The organism is Curtobacterium poinsettiae (assembly GCF_025677645.1).
Classification (GTDB): Bacteria; Actinomycetota; Actinomycetes; order Actinomycetales; family Microbacteriaceae; genus Curtobacterium; species Curtobacterium poinsettiae_A.
Genome location: NZ_CP106879.1, coordinates 1,420,066 through 1,432,511, shown reverse-complemented (window position 1 = coordinate 1,432,511; position 12,446 = coordinate 1,420,066). Strand labels below are relative to the sequence as shown.

Below are 12,446 nucleotides of genomic sequence, written 5' to 3'. Positions count from 1 at the left end.
CCAGCGCTCACGCGACGTGCCAGACCAGCCCCTCCTGCGCACTGGACGGGTACGCCGAAGCGATCCGGAACACGGCCTCGCGCAGGGTCTCCGGTGAGCACGCCAGGTTGAGCCGGACGAACCCGCGCCCCTCGGACCCGAACCCGAGCCCGGAGTTCAGCGCGACGTACGCGTTCTCGCGCAGCGGCACCGCGGGATCGTCGCCGAGGCCGATGCCGCGGAAGTCGAGCCACGCCAGGTACCCGGCGCGCGGCCGGGTGTAGACGACCGCGGGCAGGTGCTCGGCGAGGAGCTTGGCGAGCAGCCGGTCGTTCGCCACGATGCGCGCCACGACGTCGTCGAGCCAGTCCGTCGCCAGGGTGAACGCCGCCAGGTTCGCGTGCAGCCCGAGGATGCTCGTGCGGCAGGCGACCTCCTCCCACAGGGTGTCGAGGAGCGCGGCGGTCCGGGGATCGCCGGCGACGATGACCGAGCACTTCACACCGGCGAGGTTCCACCCCTTGCTCGCCGAGGTAACGCACACGCTGCGGGCACCGAGCGGCTCGGCGACGGCAGCGAACGGGGTGAACTGCACGCCGGGGTGGGTCAGGGGCGCGTGGATCTCGTCGCTGATGACGAGGACGTCGTACTTCGCCGCGAGCTCGGCGATCGCGACCAGGTCGGCGCGGTCGTGCACCAGGCCGACGGGGTTGTGCGGGTTGCAGAGCAGGAAGACGCCGACCCCGCTGGCGAACGCCCGCTCGAGCCCGTCGAGGTCGAGCCGGTACTGCCCCCACTGCTCGAGCAGCGGGACTTCCTCGATCTGACATCGGGCCTCTTCGACGAGCTCGAAGAACGGCGGGTACACGGGCGGTGTGATCGCGACGCGGCCGCCGTCGGGCAGCGCGAGCCGGAGCGACTCGACGATCCCGACACTGACGTCGGTGGCCAGGTGGATCCGCGACGGGTCGATGTGCCAGCCCCACCGGTCCAGCGCGAACTGCGCGAACGCGGGAGCGAGCGGCCCGGGGCCGTCGAGGTACCCGAGGTCCGACTGCGAGACCCGTTCGATCAGGGCCTGCCGGATCGCCGGCGCGACGTCGTGGTCCATCTCGGCGACGAACAGGGGCAGCACGTCGGGCGCGTACCGCGTCCACTTGATGCTCGTCCGGACCCCGCGGAGCGTGCCGACCGGGTCCTCCTCGTCGCTCGCCATGCGATCCAGCATGCACCGACCGGGAGGCCCGGCGCGAGCCCGCCCGTCATCCTGCGTCGTCTTCCGCGCACCCTGGGACGCAGGGCGTCGCCCCGCCTACTGTCGGTCCCATGAGCACGAGCAACGCCGACAAGGCCGTCACCCTCAAACAGCTGCACGAAGCCCCCGAGATCCTGCGCGTCGTGAACGTGTGGGACGCGATCACCGCGAAGGTCGTCAGCGACCTGCCCGGCACGAAGGCGATCGCCACCGCCGGCCACTCGATCGCCGCGTCGTACGGGTACGAGGACGGCGGGATGCCCCTCGACCTCGCCCTGTCCGGGGCAGCGATCGTCGCCGCCGCCACGGATCTGCCGGTCACCGCCGACCTGGACGACGGCTACGAGGACCCCGCCGAGACCATCCGGCGCGCCATCGGTTCCGGCATCGTGGGCGCGAACGTCGAGGACCGCCTGCGCCCCTTCGACGAGGCCGTCGCCCGCGTCGCGGCGATCACGGCCGCTGCCCAGGCCGAGGGCGTCGACTTCCAGCTGAACGCCCGCACCGACGCGATCGCCCGCGGCGGCGACCGTCCGATCGACGAGAGCATCGAGGACGCGATCGCCCGTGGCACGGCCTTCCTGGACAACGGCGCCGCCCTGGTCTTCGTGCCCGGCGCGATCGAGCGTTCCGTGGTCGAGCGGCTCGTCGCCGGTCTCGGCCGCGGCAAGCTCTCGGTCATCGGCCTGCCCGGCGCCCTGCCCGCTGCCGAGTACGAAGCGCTCGGCGTCGCTCGCATCTCCTACGGTCCGCTCACGCAGCGCGTCGCACTGCGCGCGCTCCGCGACCTGGCGACCGACCTGTACGCCGACGGCGTCGTGCCGGAGGACACCCCGACCCTGAACTGACGAAGCAGACGGACGGGAGGCCCGTGGCGGTGTCGCCACGGGCCTCCCGTCCGTCCTGTGGTCGCGATCGCGACCCGCTCAGCTCAGCCGAGCGCCGGGTACAGCGCGGGCGTGGTGCGCGCGTGCGTCTCCTGCTCGAAGGCGTAGCCGAGGCCGATGACCGTGCTCTCGTCGAACGAGCGGCCGAGGAACTCCAGGTTCACGCCGGCACCGGTGATGGTGTTGTCGGCAGCGGTCGCCTGACCCATCGGGACGGTGATCGCCGGCATGCCGGTGTTGGGGCTGAGGCGCATGTTCGTCGACTGCGTGCCGTACGGCGTGCCCGACGGGTAGACGAGCGCTTCGAGGTCCTGGTCGTCGAGCATCTGCGTCACGAGCTGCTTGCCGGTGGCGAGCTGCGTCGTGTGCGACCCCGTCGGTCCGGCCCACGCCTGGTACTGCGCGTCGGTGATCAGGTCGCGCGACTGGTAGGTGCTCTTGCGGCTCGGCACGTACTCACCCGAGGCCAGGATGCCCTGCAGGGAACGCGCGGTGACGTCGAGGTCGAGGTGCTTCGCGACGTACTCGTCCAGGTCGTGCTTGAACTCGTTCGTGCTGCCGCTGCCCTCGGACAGGACCCGGTTGAAGGCCGTCGTCGCGGTGATCGGGACGACGGTGGCACCGGCGGCCTCGAGCTTCGCGACGGAGGCGTCGAACAGGCGCTTCGTCGTGGCGTTCGTGCCGACCATGCTCGTCACGTAGCCGATGCGGGCGCCCTGCAGGGAGTCGGCGTCGAGCGACGACGTGTACGACGTCGGCACCTTGCCGGCCTGCGCACTCGTCGCCGGGTCCGCCGCGTCCACACCGGTGACGGCGTCGAGCGCGACCGCGGCGTCGGTCACCGAGCGGGTGATCGGGCCGCCGGTGTCCTGCGACAGCGCGAGCGGGATGATCCCGTCACGGCTGGTCAGGCCGACCGTGGGCCGGATGCCGACGAGCTGGTTGTACGTCGACGGCACACGGATCGAACCGCCGGTGTCGGTGCCGAAGCCGATGCCCGCGAGGTTCGCGGAGATCGCCGCACCGGTGCCGCCGCTCGAGCCACCGGCCGTCTGCGCCGTGTTGTACGGGCTGGCGACCAGGAGCGACGAGCCGGCGGGCTGGTTCGACGAGAACTCGGAGACGAACCCGTAGGCGAACTCGTCGAGGCTGGCCTTCGCCAGGATCACGGCGCCGGAGTCGCGCAGACCGGTGACCATGGCCGCGTCGGTGTCGGTCTGGTTGTCGTCCCAGCAGCCGCAGCCACCGGTGGTCGGCATGTCCTTCGTGTCGTAGTTGTCCTTCACCGCGATCGGCACGCCGAGCAGCATGCTCGTCATCCCGTGCTCGGCGCGCTCGGCGTCCGCGGACTTCGCGGCGGCCAGGGCGTCGGCGTTGGTGGTGACGATCGAGTTGAGCGCGCGCCCGGTCGACGCTGGGTCGACCTTGGTGCGGTCGTACGCGGCGATGCGGTCGAGGTACTCCTGCGTGATCGCGACCGAGGTCGTGACGCCGGCGTTCATCGCGGCCTGCATGTCGATGGTCGACGCCTCGACGAGCTGGAACGGGCCGTCGTCGTAGATCATCCGCTGCGACAACCCGGCCAGGTCGGCGACGCTGATGGTGCCGTCGGCGTCGGTGTCCGCGGCGCTGACCGTCGCCCAGTCGGTGCTCGCGGTCGTCGCACCGAGGTGGTCGGTGAGCACGGCGAGGTCGGCCTTCGTCACCTGGTCGTCGCCGGTCAGGTCGAGGTCCGTGTAGTACGGCGCGAGCATGGCGGCGGGGCTGGCGTCGACGGCCGCGGGTGCTGCGGCGGCGGTGATCGCGGGGGTCGCGGCGAGGACGGTGCCGACGAGGGCGATGAGCGAGGCGCCGGCGACGGCGGTGCGCTTCTTGCTGGCGGCCTGCTTGCGGGCGGCTCGCTTCTTGGCGGTCATGCGGAGGCTCCGGTGCGCTCGCGGCGGGCGCGGCGCGCCCGCAGGGTGATCAGGGTCCCGCCGGCGGCGAGGAGGGCCAGGGACGCGGCGATCCACGGCGCGACGTCGGCGCCGGTCCAGGCGAGGTCGCCGCCGGTCGGACGGTCGTCCCCTCCGGCTGCCGCCACGGCGGTGGCGCCGTCGGTCGGGTCGGTGCCCGGTGCCGTCGGGTCGCCGGGGGCGGTGGGGGTACCCGTGCCGCCGCCGGCGCCGGGCTGCGTGGTCGCGCCCGGGGTCGGCGTGGCCGTCGGGGCGGTGGTCGCAGCCGCCGCGACGACGACGGTGGTGCTCGCCGGGTCGTCGAGGGTGGTCGACGTGCCGTCGGAGCCGACGAGGGTGATGCTCGTGACGTCGAGGTCGACACTGGCGACCGCAGTCGGGGTCAGTGAGATCGAGGTGGCCAGGTCGCCGTCGAGTGCCGGCGAGGTGCCGAGGCGGGTGTGCACGATCGTCAGGGCGTCGCCGTCCTGCTCGACACTGTCGAAGCCCCCGTCCGGGCCGGTGACGCTGTCGGCCCGGTACTGCACCGAGTCAGCCTCGAGCGTGATCTCGTACGCGTAGACGTCGGCGGTGTCGGGGATCGTCACGTCGACGTCGAACGCCGTGCCGACGGTCACGGTGGCCGGGGCGTCGATGGTGGCGGTGGTCGCGGTGGGTGCCGCCTGGGCCGGAGCGGCCGTCAGGACGGCGAGGCCGAACGCCCCGGCAGCGACGAGCGTCGAGGAGACGATCGTCGCGCGGGAGCGCAGCCGTGGTCGGTGCTGCATGGGCGCAGTTCCTTCGGGTGGGGTGGAGGGGTGCTGAGCGGGTACTCAGTGAACCGAAAGCTAACGGGGCGCTGTTTCCGGTTCTGGCCCGGACGTTTCCGCCCCGTTACGGCTCGTTCCTGCCGCTACTGTCGTGCCATGTCGGTCGACGTCGCAGCCCTGCTCACCCCGCCCTCGCCCGTCGCTGCGCGCGCCCTGGACGTCGTGCGGGCGTGGTCGTCACCGGCTCTCGTCAACCACTGCCGAAGGTCGTGGGCGTGGGCGGTCCTGCTCGCCCCGACGGTCGACCTCGAACCCGATCCCGAGCTGCTCTTCGTCGCGACGATGCTCCACGACCTCGGCGTGACCCCGTCGTTCGACGCACACCGGGTGCCTTTCGAGGACGCCGGCGGCGCGGTCGGTTCGGTCTTCGCGCTCGGAGCCGGGTGGGACGCCGTGCGAGCCCGTCGGGTCGGGGAGATCATCGAGCGGCACATGTGGCGGTCCGTCGACCCGGAGCTCGACGCCGAGGGGCACCTGCTCGAGGTCGCGACCTCGCTCGACGTCTCCGGTGTGGGCTTCGAAAGGTGGTCGGCGGACGACCTGCGGGCCGTCACGGCCGCGCTGCCCCGCCTGGACTTCTCGGCGACCTTCGACGGGCTGATCCACGAGCAGACTGACCGCAAGCCGTCGTCCGCGGCCGCTCGCCTGGACGGGTCGGGCAACGTCGCCTCCGGCGGAGAACGCTGGGCCGCGTTCCTGGCGTCCTGACGCTCGGTCCGGTCGCTCGCTGGACTTCTCGGCAGGGTGGGCGTATAGTTTGTGATTGGTGCACTGCAGCGAACCCATCTGACTCGCGCACACCACCCTCTCGACACCGACTCACCCGAGTCGCATTCCACTCGAGACACCGCTCGATCCGAACGGACGAGCTGCACGTTGAAACTCGACGTGCGCGCCCCGCACTCGATGCGTCGCGCTGGACTGAGACGTCCGCCGACACCGAGTCGCCCTGGCGCCGAATGACCAGGAAGTACAGCACCATGACCAGCAACGAACGAATCACCGTGTTCGGGACCGCACTCGCGGCCCCGACGATCACCCCAGACCGCATCGCCGAGTTCCCGGTGCGCGACGACCGCTCGCAGCGCGAGTACCTCGTCCGCATCGCGGCCGACGACCTGCAGACCTTCGTCACCCGCGGCACCCGGCTCGACGCCGTCGGCGAGGCCGGCTGGACCGTCCCGGGCCGCTCCTGGGCGGGCGAGGCCAGCCGCACCCTACTGCAGGCGCAGTCCGTGCGGGCGGGCGAGATGGCCCTCGCGGCCTAGGTCACACCAGCACCACCACGAAGCGCCGCCGAGTCCGCTCGGCGGCGCTTCGTCGTTCCCGGGCGGTCGTCTACAGTCGAGAGCTATAGGAGGGTCGCCATGCGGGTCGAACGTGCTGCGGAGCTGATCCGCGCTGCCCGCGAGGACCTCGGTCTCTCGCAGACCGGTCTCGCTGCCGCCGCAGGCATGCAGCAGCCCACCATCTCGGCGTACGAGAGCGGGCGAAAGCAGCCGCGCCCGGAGTCGCTCCGGCGGATCCTCGAAGCGGCTCACACCCGCCCGAGCATCCCCCTCGCGATCTACGCCGACGCGATCCTCGACGAGGCGAAGCGCTTCCACCTCGACGACGTCCGCGTCTTCGGCTCCGCTGTTCGCGGTCAGGACACCGAACACAGTGACATCGACCTGTTGGTCCACCTGACCCCCGCGGCATCGCTGTTCGATCTCGGTGGGTTCGCGCACGAGGTCGAGCGCATCACCGGTTTCGAGGTCGACGTCCTCACCGACGACCTCGAGGACGACGAGCACTTCGCCCACGTCCTCGACGAAGCCGTGCCGCTGTGATGCCGGCTCCCCGGTTCACGCCTCGGCCCCGCAACGACCGTGACCCTTCTGCCCTCGAGGAGCGGTGGCCGTCGCTCCAAGCCAGCTTCCTCGACCTGCTCGCCGAGTGCGCCATGATCGTCGAGCACGGGCGGAACGAGTTCGACGCGGCCCGCAGCCTCACCTACCGAGCAGCCGAAGCGGAGGCACTGTGGCAGGACATCACACGAAACCGGCCAGACGGTCAGTCGGTTAATGCGCTACTTCTTCAGCACCCCGAACTATGGATGATCGTAGGCAAGCTCATCTACACCGGACCGAGCGAAGCGAAGTACCAGCACCTGCCGATCTTGTTCTCAATCTCGCCCCGATCGGTCTGCCTTCGGTCGCCGTCGAGATTGAGTTGAGCAAGAAGACGCCAGACGAAATGAGGCGGATTGTCGCAACCTACTTCCGCCGCGAAGGCCCTACGCCGATTGGCAAGGTCGTCTATCTGACCAACCAAAAGGCCATCGCGAAGCGAGTCATGGAAACTGCTCAGGAGTACTACGACGAGATGGAACGGCAGAAGGACAAGCCGGAAGAGGATCGGAAGCAGCAGCCGCTATTCAGAACAGCACTGCTCACAGACGCCGAGGGCAAGCCGTTCTCGGGGAATGTCTGGGATCTCTGAGAGTGAACGAACTGCACAAACCGTCAGGTGTGCGCACACCAACGGCGGCGAGCGTCTACCATTCTCGCCGCCGTTTTGCTTTGCTTCGGATCAGAGCCGTGGGCCCGCAAGGTTGATGGCATTCACTAGGAATGTGAGCCGCACCGCGAGAGCCGTTCTCGATGCTTCAGGTACAGAGTCGAAGGACTCCGACAGGCTCTCCAGCGACGATTGCTCGACCCCAAGCAGTGCAGCGAGAGCCGGGATAGTGAACCCATAGGTTTGTGTAAGGGCGGCAAGGATGCCTTCTACGCGATCGGAGTCTGGGATCTCCCGAATCGCTGTGAGCTGCGAAACAAGCATCGACACTCGCTCTCCCTCGTCAAGAGAGAGCGACCCGCTCTGCGGTCTGGTCAAACCTTCCGGCGAGGCATCAGCGAAGGCCCGAAGCGTATCGGCCTCAATGCTTGTGATAGCGGCGAGTGAGTGATACGAGATCTGATTGCGTTCGACAAAGCCTCGAAGCTCTTCTGAAACGCTCTGCTGATTGGTCATCAGGCATGGCCCCTTCATAGCGGCGCGGCATCAGGCAGCTAATACCTGATGCCGCGCCGGAGGTTCACAACTTGGTTAGAAGTCGCTGTACTTGTACTGCGTCGAGTTCGGCACAGTGTTCGCGATCGGGACACCCGCCAAGTAGGCGGTTCCGGTCAGTGTCCCAGCGTAGAGATGGTTCTTCAGCTTGCTCGTGGGAGTGCTTCCCGAGAAGCTGAACTTCAGATCCCTGCCGCCACTGATCCCACTGGTGCGGTCCGTGATCTGGAACGCTCCTGTGAAGGAAGTAGCGGGAACCTTCATATACACCTCGTAGTGGAAGACACCCTTGGCTGCGGTGACAGTGATGGTGCCGTAGTTGGAGTCGTAAACAGCATCGGTGTGCACGGTTCCTGGCTGTTCGACAGCGACCATCGGGTAGCTGACGGTCTGCCCTTCCTCAAGGGTGGCCGTCTCGCTGCCCACCGCCAGCGAGTAGTCCGCTCCTACCTGGCTGTCAGCAGTCGCAGCCGACGCCGCTGGCGCAGCTAAGCCGATTGACCCCAGTGATGACGGCCGAGTTGGCCGCTCGGCGCTTCTTTTCGTCGTCCTCCCAGTTGCGGTGACGGGCAACCGCCTCGGCAACCTCGCGCTCACCGGCATGCTCTTCGACATCCTGCTTGGATGCGAGCCGAACATCGACGCCGTACTGAAGCTGGATCACCTTGTGCAGCGCAAGGAAGTAGGCGTTGGGGTTGTCCTCAAGGTTCCAGTTCTTGAAGTGACGATCAAGACCGACCGTCAGAACCTCCGCCGATTCCCCGTCCTCGGACCTGGTGGTGACGATGTAGCCAAGCGCGGCCGGGTCCTCGACCTGGCTGACGACCTCGACGGCGTTGGTGACGCCTGCCGGGATCTTGTCCTCGTCGTAGAGGTCCGAGACCTCCACCTCGTCGGCGGTTAGCAACTGATCCGGAGTGGCAACAGCAAGATCCGTCATGGAATCCCGCTTCGTAAAGCTGTAGATCACTCATGACCCTGTCAGAGAGGACACACGGGAAACAACCCGCCCGTCTGGGGGCCATGGCTGCGCCGCAGGAGCGATTTCGCGTCGAGGCCGACAGCATGTGCGCCCGGAGGCAGATCATGCCTGAGACGGGCAGCTACAGCCTCAATCGTGGAGGCGATGAGCCTCCCGTCGATTGACACAAACTCGACACAGAGGGCGATTTATGAGTCAAATCTGTGTCAGATTTCAAGGCTAGATCCGCACCAGATCAACGATCTAGTTATTAAATCGAAACTCCACCACGTCGCCGTCCTGCATGACGTAGTCCTTGCCCTCGATGCGGGCCTTGCCGGCAGCGCGGGCCTCGGCGATGGAGCCGGTCTCGACCAGGTCGTCGAACGAGATGACCTCGGCCTTGATGAAGCCCTTCTCGAAGTCGGTGTGGATGACGCCGGCAGCCTGGGGAGCCTTCCACCCCTTGCCGATCGTCCACGCTCGGGCTTCCTTCGGACCGGCCGTCAGGTAGGTCTGCAGCCCGAGGGTGTCGAACCCGATGCGGGCGAGCTGGTCGAGGCCGGACTCGGTCTGCCCGGTCGACTCGAGCAGTTCGGCGGCGTCGGCGGGGTCGAGGTCGATGAGCTCCGACTCGACCTGGGCGTCGAGGAACACGGCCTGAGCGGGGGCGACGAGCGCGGCCAGTTCGGCCTTGCGGGCGTCGTCGGTCAGGATTGCCTCGTCGACGTTGAACACGAAGATGAAGGGCTTGGCGGACAGGAGTCCGAGCTCGGCGATCGGCGTGAGGTCGATCTTCGTCGCGGACAGCAGCGTGCCCTGCTCGAGCGCGGCACGGGCCTCGCGAGCGGTCTCGAGCACGACCGGCTCGGCCTGCTTCAGCTTCAGCATCTTCTCGTACCGCGGGAGCGCCTTGTCGATGGTCTCCATGTCGGCGAGGATCAGCTCGGTGTTGATGACCTCGAGGTCGTCCTTCGGGGAGACCTTGTTCGCGACGTGCACGACGTCGTCGTCGGTGAAGCCGCGGACGACCTGCGCGATGGCGTCGGCCTCACGGATGTTGGCAAGGAACTTGTTGCCCAGGCCTTCGCCCTCGCTCGCACCCTTGACGATGCCCGCGATGTCGACGAACGACACCGGCGCCGGCACGGTCTTCTCGGAGTGGAACAGCTCGGCGAGCTGGTCGAGTCGCGGGTCCGGCAGGTTCACCACGCCGACGTTCGGTTCGATCGTCGCGAACGGGTAGTTCGCGGCGAGGACCTGGTTCTTGGTGAGGGCGTTGAACAGGGTCGACTTGCCGACGTTCGGGAGACCGACGATTCCGATGGTGAGAGCCACGGAAGGACAGCCTACCGGCGGCGACCTGCCGGAGCCGCCCCGGGCCTCCAGTCCGTCCGTCAGGACAGCGGACGCGACCCGCCGCTCCGGGGTCGCAGGGCCGTGATGCGGCGCTCGACGACGTCGAAGACGTCGGCCTGCAGCCGCTGCGAACGCCGCCAGTCCCCCGGAACCTGCAGCGAGTGGTCGGCACGGTCGACGGTCTGGAGGCACGCAGCAGTGCCCGAGACCCGCTCGGGCTGCCACATGGTGTCGTCTCCACCCCCGATCGCGTCGTGCGCGTCGGTGGCAGCTGCGAGCGCCGTGGCCACGTCGTCGTGCGTGAGGACCGGCGTCAGCCAGACGCCGGAAACCGCGTGGCGGATCGCCCACGGCAGGGCGAAGCAGCCGAACGACTTCGCGATCACGAGGTCGGGCAGCCGGTTCCCGATTGCTGCTGCGACAGCGGTCTCGACGAACCCGACCGGATCGGCACCGGCGGCGTCGTCGACCTGCCATCGTGGCGCGACGACCTCGCACCCTGCCGCGGTGGCGATCTCGCTCGTCCACCAGAGCAGCGGCGCTTGCTGCCCGTAGCCGGCGCCGGCGAGCACCAGGACGAGCGGACGGCGGTCGGTCTCGTTCCCCATGCGCCGACAGTAGCCACACGCAACGCCGACGGGAACGGAGGGCGATGTCGGAACCCCGTGCGACGATCGGGACCGTGCCGTTGAACTTCACCGCGATCGACTTCGAGACCGCCAACAGCTCGCCCGCCAGCGCCTGCTCCGTCGGCCTCGTGAAGGTCCGGGCCGGCCGGGTCGTCGATCGGGCGTCGTGGTTCATCCGCCCGCCGTTCGGGCACGACGCGTTCCTGGAGTGGAACACGCGGATCCACGGCATCGTGGCCGAGGACGTCACGCACGCCAAGACGTGGGAGCAGCAGTACCCCGACCTCGTGGCCTTCGCCGAGGGCGACGTCCTGGTGGCGCACAACGCCCGCTTCGACATGGGCGTCATCGCCGGTGGGTGCTCCGCGACGGGCATCGACCTGGCCGAGCACCACTCACTGTGTTCCCTGGCCGTGGCCCGCAAGACCTACACGCTCGACTCGTACCGCCTGCCGGTCGCCGCGATGGCCGCCGGGTTCGAGGGGTTCCAGCACCACGACGCCGCTGCCGACGCCGAGGCCTGCGCCGCGATCGTCGTGCACGCCGCCGGGCACCACGGGGTCGAGACGGTCGAGGCGCTCGGCGCGGCGACCCGGGTGACGATCGCCCCGGTCCGCGCACGTGCCGAGAAGCCGAAGGCCGCGAATCAGCCGCGGCTGTCGAACCGGCCGATGGTGTTCGCCGACTGACGCAACGCCCGCTGCGTGCGGCCGGGGTGGCACATCCCCGGTGGTATTGTCACGACAATGCCGTCGGCACCGACGCCGGCATCTCCGCACGTGTGAAGGACCGCGATGACCAAAGAAGGCCAGCTGCCGTCCGACCTGTTCATGGACCTGGACCGGTCGGGTCCCATGCCCCTCTACTTCCAGGTCGCCTCGCGCATCGAGGAGTCGATCCGCTCCGGCGCGATGCCACCGGGGGCCCGGCTCGAGAACGAGATCGCCCTCGGTGAGCGCCTCGGCCTGTCGCGGCCGACGATCCGTCGTGCCATCCAGGACCTCGTCGACAAGGGCCTGCTGGTTCGCCGTCGCGGCATCGGGACCCAGGTCGTGCACGGCCCGGTGACCCGCAAGGTCGAGCTGACGAGCCTGTACGACGACCTGGCGCAGGGTGCGCAGGCTCCGGCGACGAAGCTCCTGCAGCGCAACGACGTCCCCGCATCCGACGAGGTCGCTGCGGCGCTCAGCCTCGAACCCGGCACGACCGTCGCGCACATCCGGCGGGTGCGGTTCGCCGAGGACGTCCCGATGGCGATCCTCGAGAACTACCTGCCGCCGGAGTTCCTCGACCTGACCGACGACGACCTGCAGGCGCACGGGCTGTACCAGCTGCTGCGCGGGCGCGGCGTCACGATGCGGGTGGCGAAGCAGCGGATCGGGGCCCGTGCGGTCACCGACGAAGAGGCCGGCCTGCTCGAGATCGAGGACGGCGACCCCGTGCTGACGATGAGCCGCACCGCGTACGACGCCTCGGGCCGTGCGGTCGAGTACGGCGTGCACTGCTACCGCCCCGACCGGTACTCGTTCGAGGTCACGCTCGTCGACAAGTAGGC

General features: G+C 68.9%; 16 protein-coding genes. 8 read left to right on the top strand and 8 right to left on the bottom strand.

Going from position 1 to position 12,446, the window contains the following annotated elements; translation table 11 throughout:
* Nucleotides 1-7 precede the first annotated feature (7 nt).
* Nucleotides 8-1,195, bottom strand: a complete 1,188-nt coding sequence (locus tag OE229_RS07060) for a MalY/PatB family protein (RefSeq protein WP_259580664.1) — start codon at nucleotides 1,193-1,195, stop codon at nucleotides 8-10.
* 110 nt (nucleotides 1,196-1,305) lie between these two features.
* On the opposite strand from OE229_RS07060, the gene OE229_RS07055 reads away from it, so the two are divergent.
* Nucleotides 1,306-2,082: an isocitrate lyase/PEP mutase family protein gene (locus OE229_RS07055; protein ID WP_209133602.1), complete on the top strand. Its 777-nt coding sequence runs from the start codon at nucleotides 1,306-1,308 to the stop codon at nucleotides 2,080-2,082.
* 83 nt (nucleotides 2,083-2,165) lie between these two features.
* On the opposite strand, the gene OE229_RS07050 is transcribed toward OE229_RS07055, so the two are convergent.
* Nucleotides 2,166-4,037 carry an amidase family protein gene (locus OE229_RS07050; protein ID WP_262137166.1) on the bottom strand — a complete coding sequence of 624 codons (1,872 nt, stop codon included), beginning with the start codon at nucleotides 4,035-4,037 and terminating at the stop codon, nucleotides 2,166-2,168.
* Nucleotides 4,034-4,843 carry a hypothetical protein gene (locus tag OE229_RS07045; RefSeq protein WP_182065207.1) on the bottom strand — a complete coding sequence of 270 codons (810 nt, stop codon included), beginning with the start codon at nucleotides 4,841-4,843 and terminating at the stop codon, nucleotides 4,034-4,036. The genes OE229_RS07050 and OE229_RS07045 overlap by 4 nt, the downstream gene beginning before the upstream one ends.
* 138 nt (nucleotides 4,844-4,981) lie before the next feature.
* On the opposite strand from OE229_RS07045, the gene OE229_RS07040 reads away from it, so the two are divergent.
* The 5 genes from OE229_RS07040 (at nucleotide 4,982) to OE229_RS07020 (ending at nucleotide 7,369) form a co-directional block, all read left to right on the top strand.
* Entirely contained in the window at nucleotides 4,982-5,593 is a 612-nt protein-coding gene (locus OE229_RS07040; RefSeq protein WP_182065206.1) for an HD domain-containing protein, read from the top strand.
* 272 nt (nucleotides 5,594-5,865) lie between these two features.
* Complete coding sequence (locus tag OE229_RS07035; protein WP_182065205.1) at nucleotides 5,866-6,153, top strand: hypothetical protein; 288 nt, start codon at nucleotides 5,866-5,868, stop codon at nucleotides 6,151-6,153.
* Nucleotides 6,154-6,252: 99 nt separating this feature from the next.
* On the top strand, nucleotides 6,253-6,717 hold the full coding sequence (locus OE229_RS07030; RefSeq protein ID WP_182065204.1) for a helix-turn-helix domain-containing protein: 465 nt from the start codon (nucleotides 6,253-6,255) through the stop codon (nucleotides 6,715-6,717).
* Between the two features lie 113 nt (nucleotides 6,718-6,830).
* On the top strand, nucleotides 6,831-7,103 hold the full coding sequence (locus OE229_RS07025; protein ID WP_262137162.1) for a hypothetical protein: 273 nt from the start codon (nucleotides 6,831-6,833) through the stop codon (nucleotides 7,101-7,103).
* Nucleotides 7,100-7,369 carry a hypothetical protein gene (locus tag OE229_RS07020; protein ID WP_262137160.1) on the top strand — a complete coding sequence of 90 codons (270 nt, stop codon included), beginning with the start codon at nucleotides 7,100-7,102 and terminating at the stop codon, nucleotides 7,367-7,369. Before OE229_RS07025 ends, OE229_RS07020 begins: the two co-directional genes overlap by 4 nt.
* Nucleotides 7,370-7,459: 90 nt before the next feature.
* On the opposite strand, the gene OE229_RS07015 is transcribed toward OE229_RS07020, so the two are convergent.
* The 5 genes from OE229_RS07015 to OE229_RS06995 all read right to left on the bottom strand — a co-directional run bounded on the left by OE229_RS07015 (nucleotide 7,460) and on the right by OE229_RS06995 (nucleotide 10,870).
* Complete coding sequence (locus OE229_RS07015; RefSeq protein WP_262137159.1) at nucleotides 7,460-7,903, bottom strand: HTH domain-containing protein; 444 nt, start codon at nucleotides 7,901-7,903, stop codon at nucleotides 7,460-7,462.
* A 75-nt stretch (nucleotides 7,904-7,978) separates the two neighbouring features.
* The gene (locus OE229_RS07010; RefSeq protein ID WP_262137157.1) at nucleotides 7,979-8,368 is read right to left on the bottom strand and encodes a hypothetical protein; all 390 of its coding nucleotides are present in this window, start codon (nucleotides 8,366-8,368) and stop codon (nucleotides 7,979-7,981) included.
* Between the two features lie 31 nt (nucleotides 8,369-8,399).
* Complete coding sequence (locus OE229_RS07005; RefSeq protein WP_262137155.1) at nucleotides 8,400-8,912, bottom strand: hypothetical protein; 513 nt, start codon at nucleotides 8,910-8,912, stop codon at nucleotides 8,400-8,402.
* A gap of 255 nt (nucleotides 8,913-9,167) precedes the next feature.
* Nucleotides 9,168-10,241 carry a redox-regulated ATPase YchF gene (ychF, locus tag OE229_RS07000; RefSeq protein WP_182065199.1) on the bottom strand — a complete coding sequence of 358 codons (1,074 nt, stop codon included), beginning with the start codon at nucleotides 10,239-10,241 and terminating at the stop codon, nucleotides 9,168-9,170.
* Nucleotides 10,242-10,300: 59 nt separating this feature from the next.
* The gene (locus OE229_RS06995) at nucleotides 10,301-10,870 is read right to left on the bottom strand and encodes a hypothetical protein (RefSeq protein ID WP_262137153.1); all 570 of its coding nucleotides are present in this window, start codon (nucleotides 10,868-10,870) and stop codon (nucleotides 10,301-10,303) included.
* A 44-nt stretch (nucleotides 10,871-10,914) separates the two neighbouring features.
* Here OE229_RS06995 and OE229_RS06990 point away from each other — a divergent pair, with 44 nt between their 5' ends.
* Both OE229_RS06990 and OE229_RS06985 read left to right on the top strand, forming a co-directional pair.
* The gene (locus tag OE229_RS06990) at nucleotides 10,915-11,580 is read left to right on the top strand and encodes an exonuclease domain-containing protein (protein WP_262137151.1); all 666 of its coding nucleotides are present in this window, start codon (nucleotides 10,915-10,917) and stop codon (nucleotides 11,578-11,580) included.
* A gap of 105 nt (nucleotides 11,581-11,685) precedes the next feature.
* The gene (locus OE229_RS06985) at nucleotides 11,686-12,444 is read left to right on the top strand and encodes a GntR family transcriptional regulator (RefSeq protein ID WP_209133622.1); all 759 of its coding nucleotides are present in this window, start codon (nucleotides 11,686-11,688) and stop codon (nucleotides 12,442-12,444) included.
* Nucleotides 12,445-12,446: the final 2 nt, after the last annotated feature.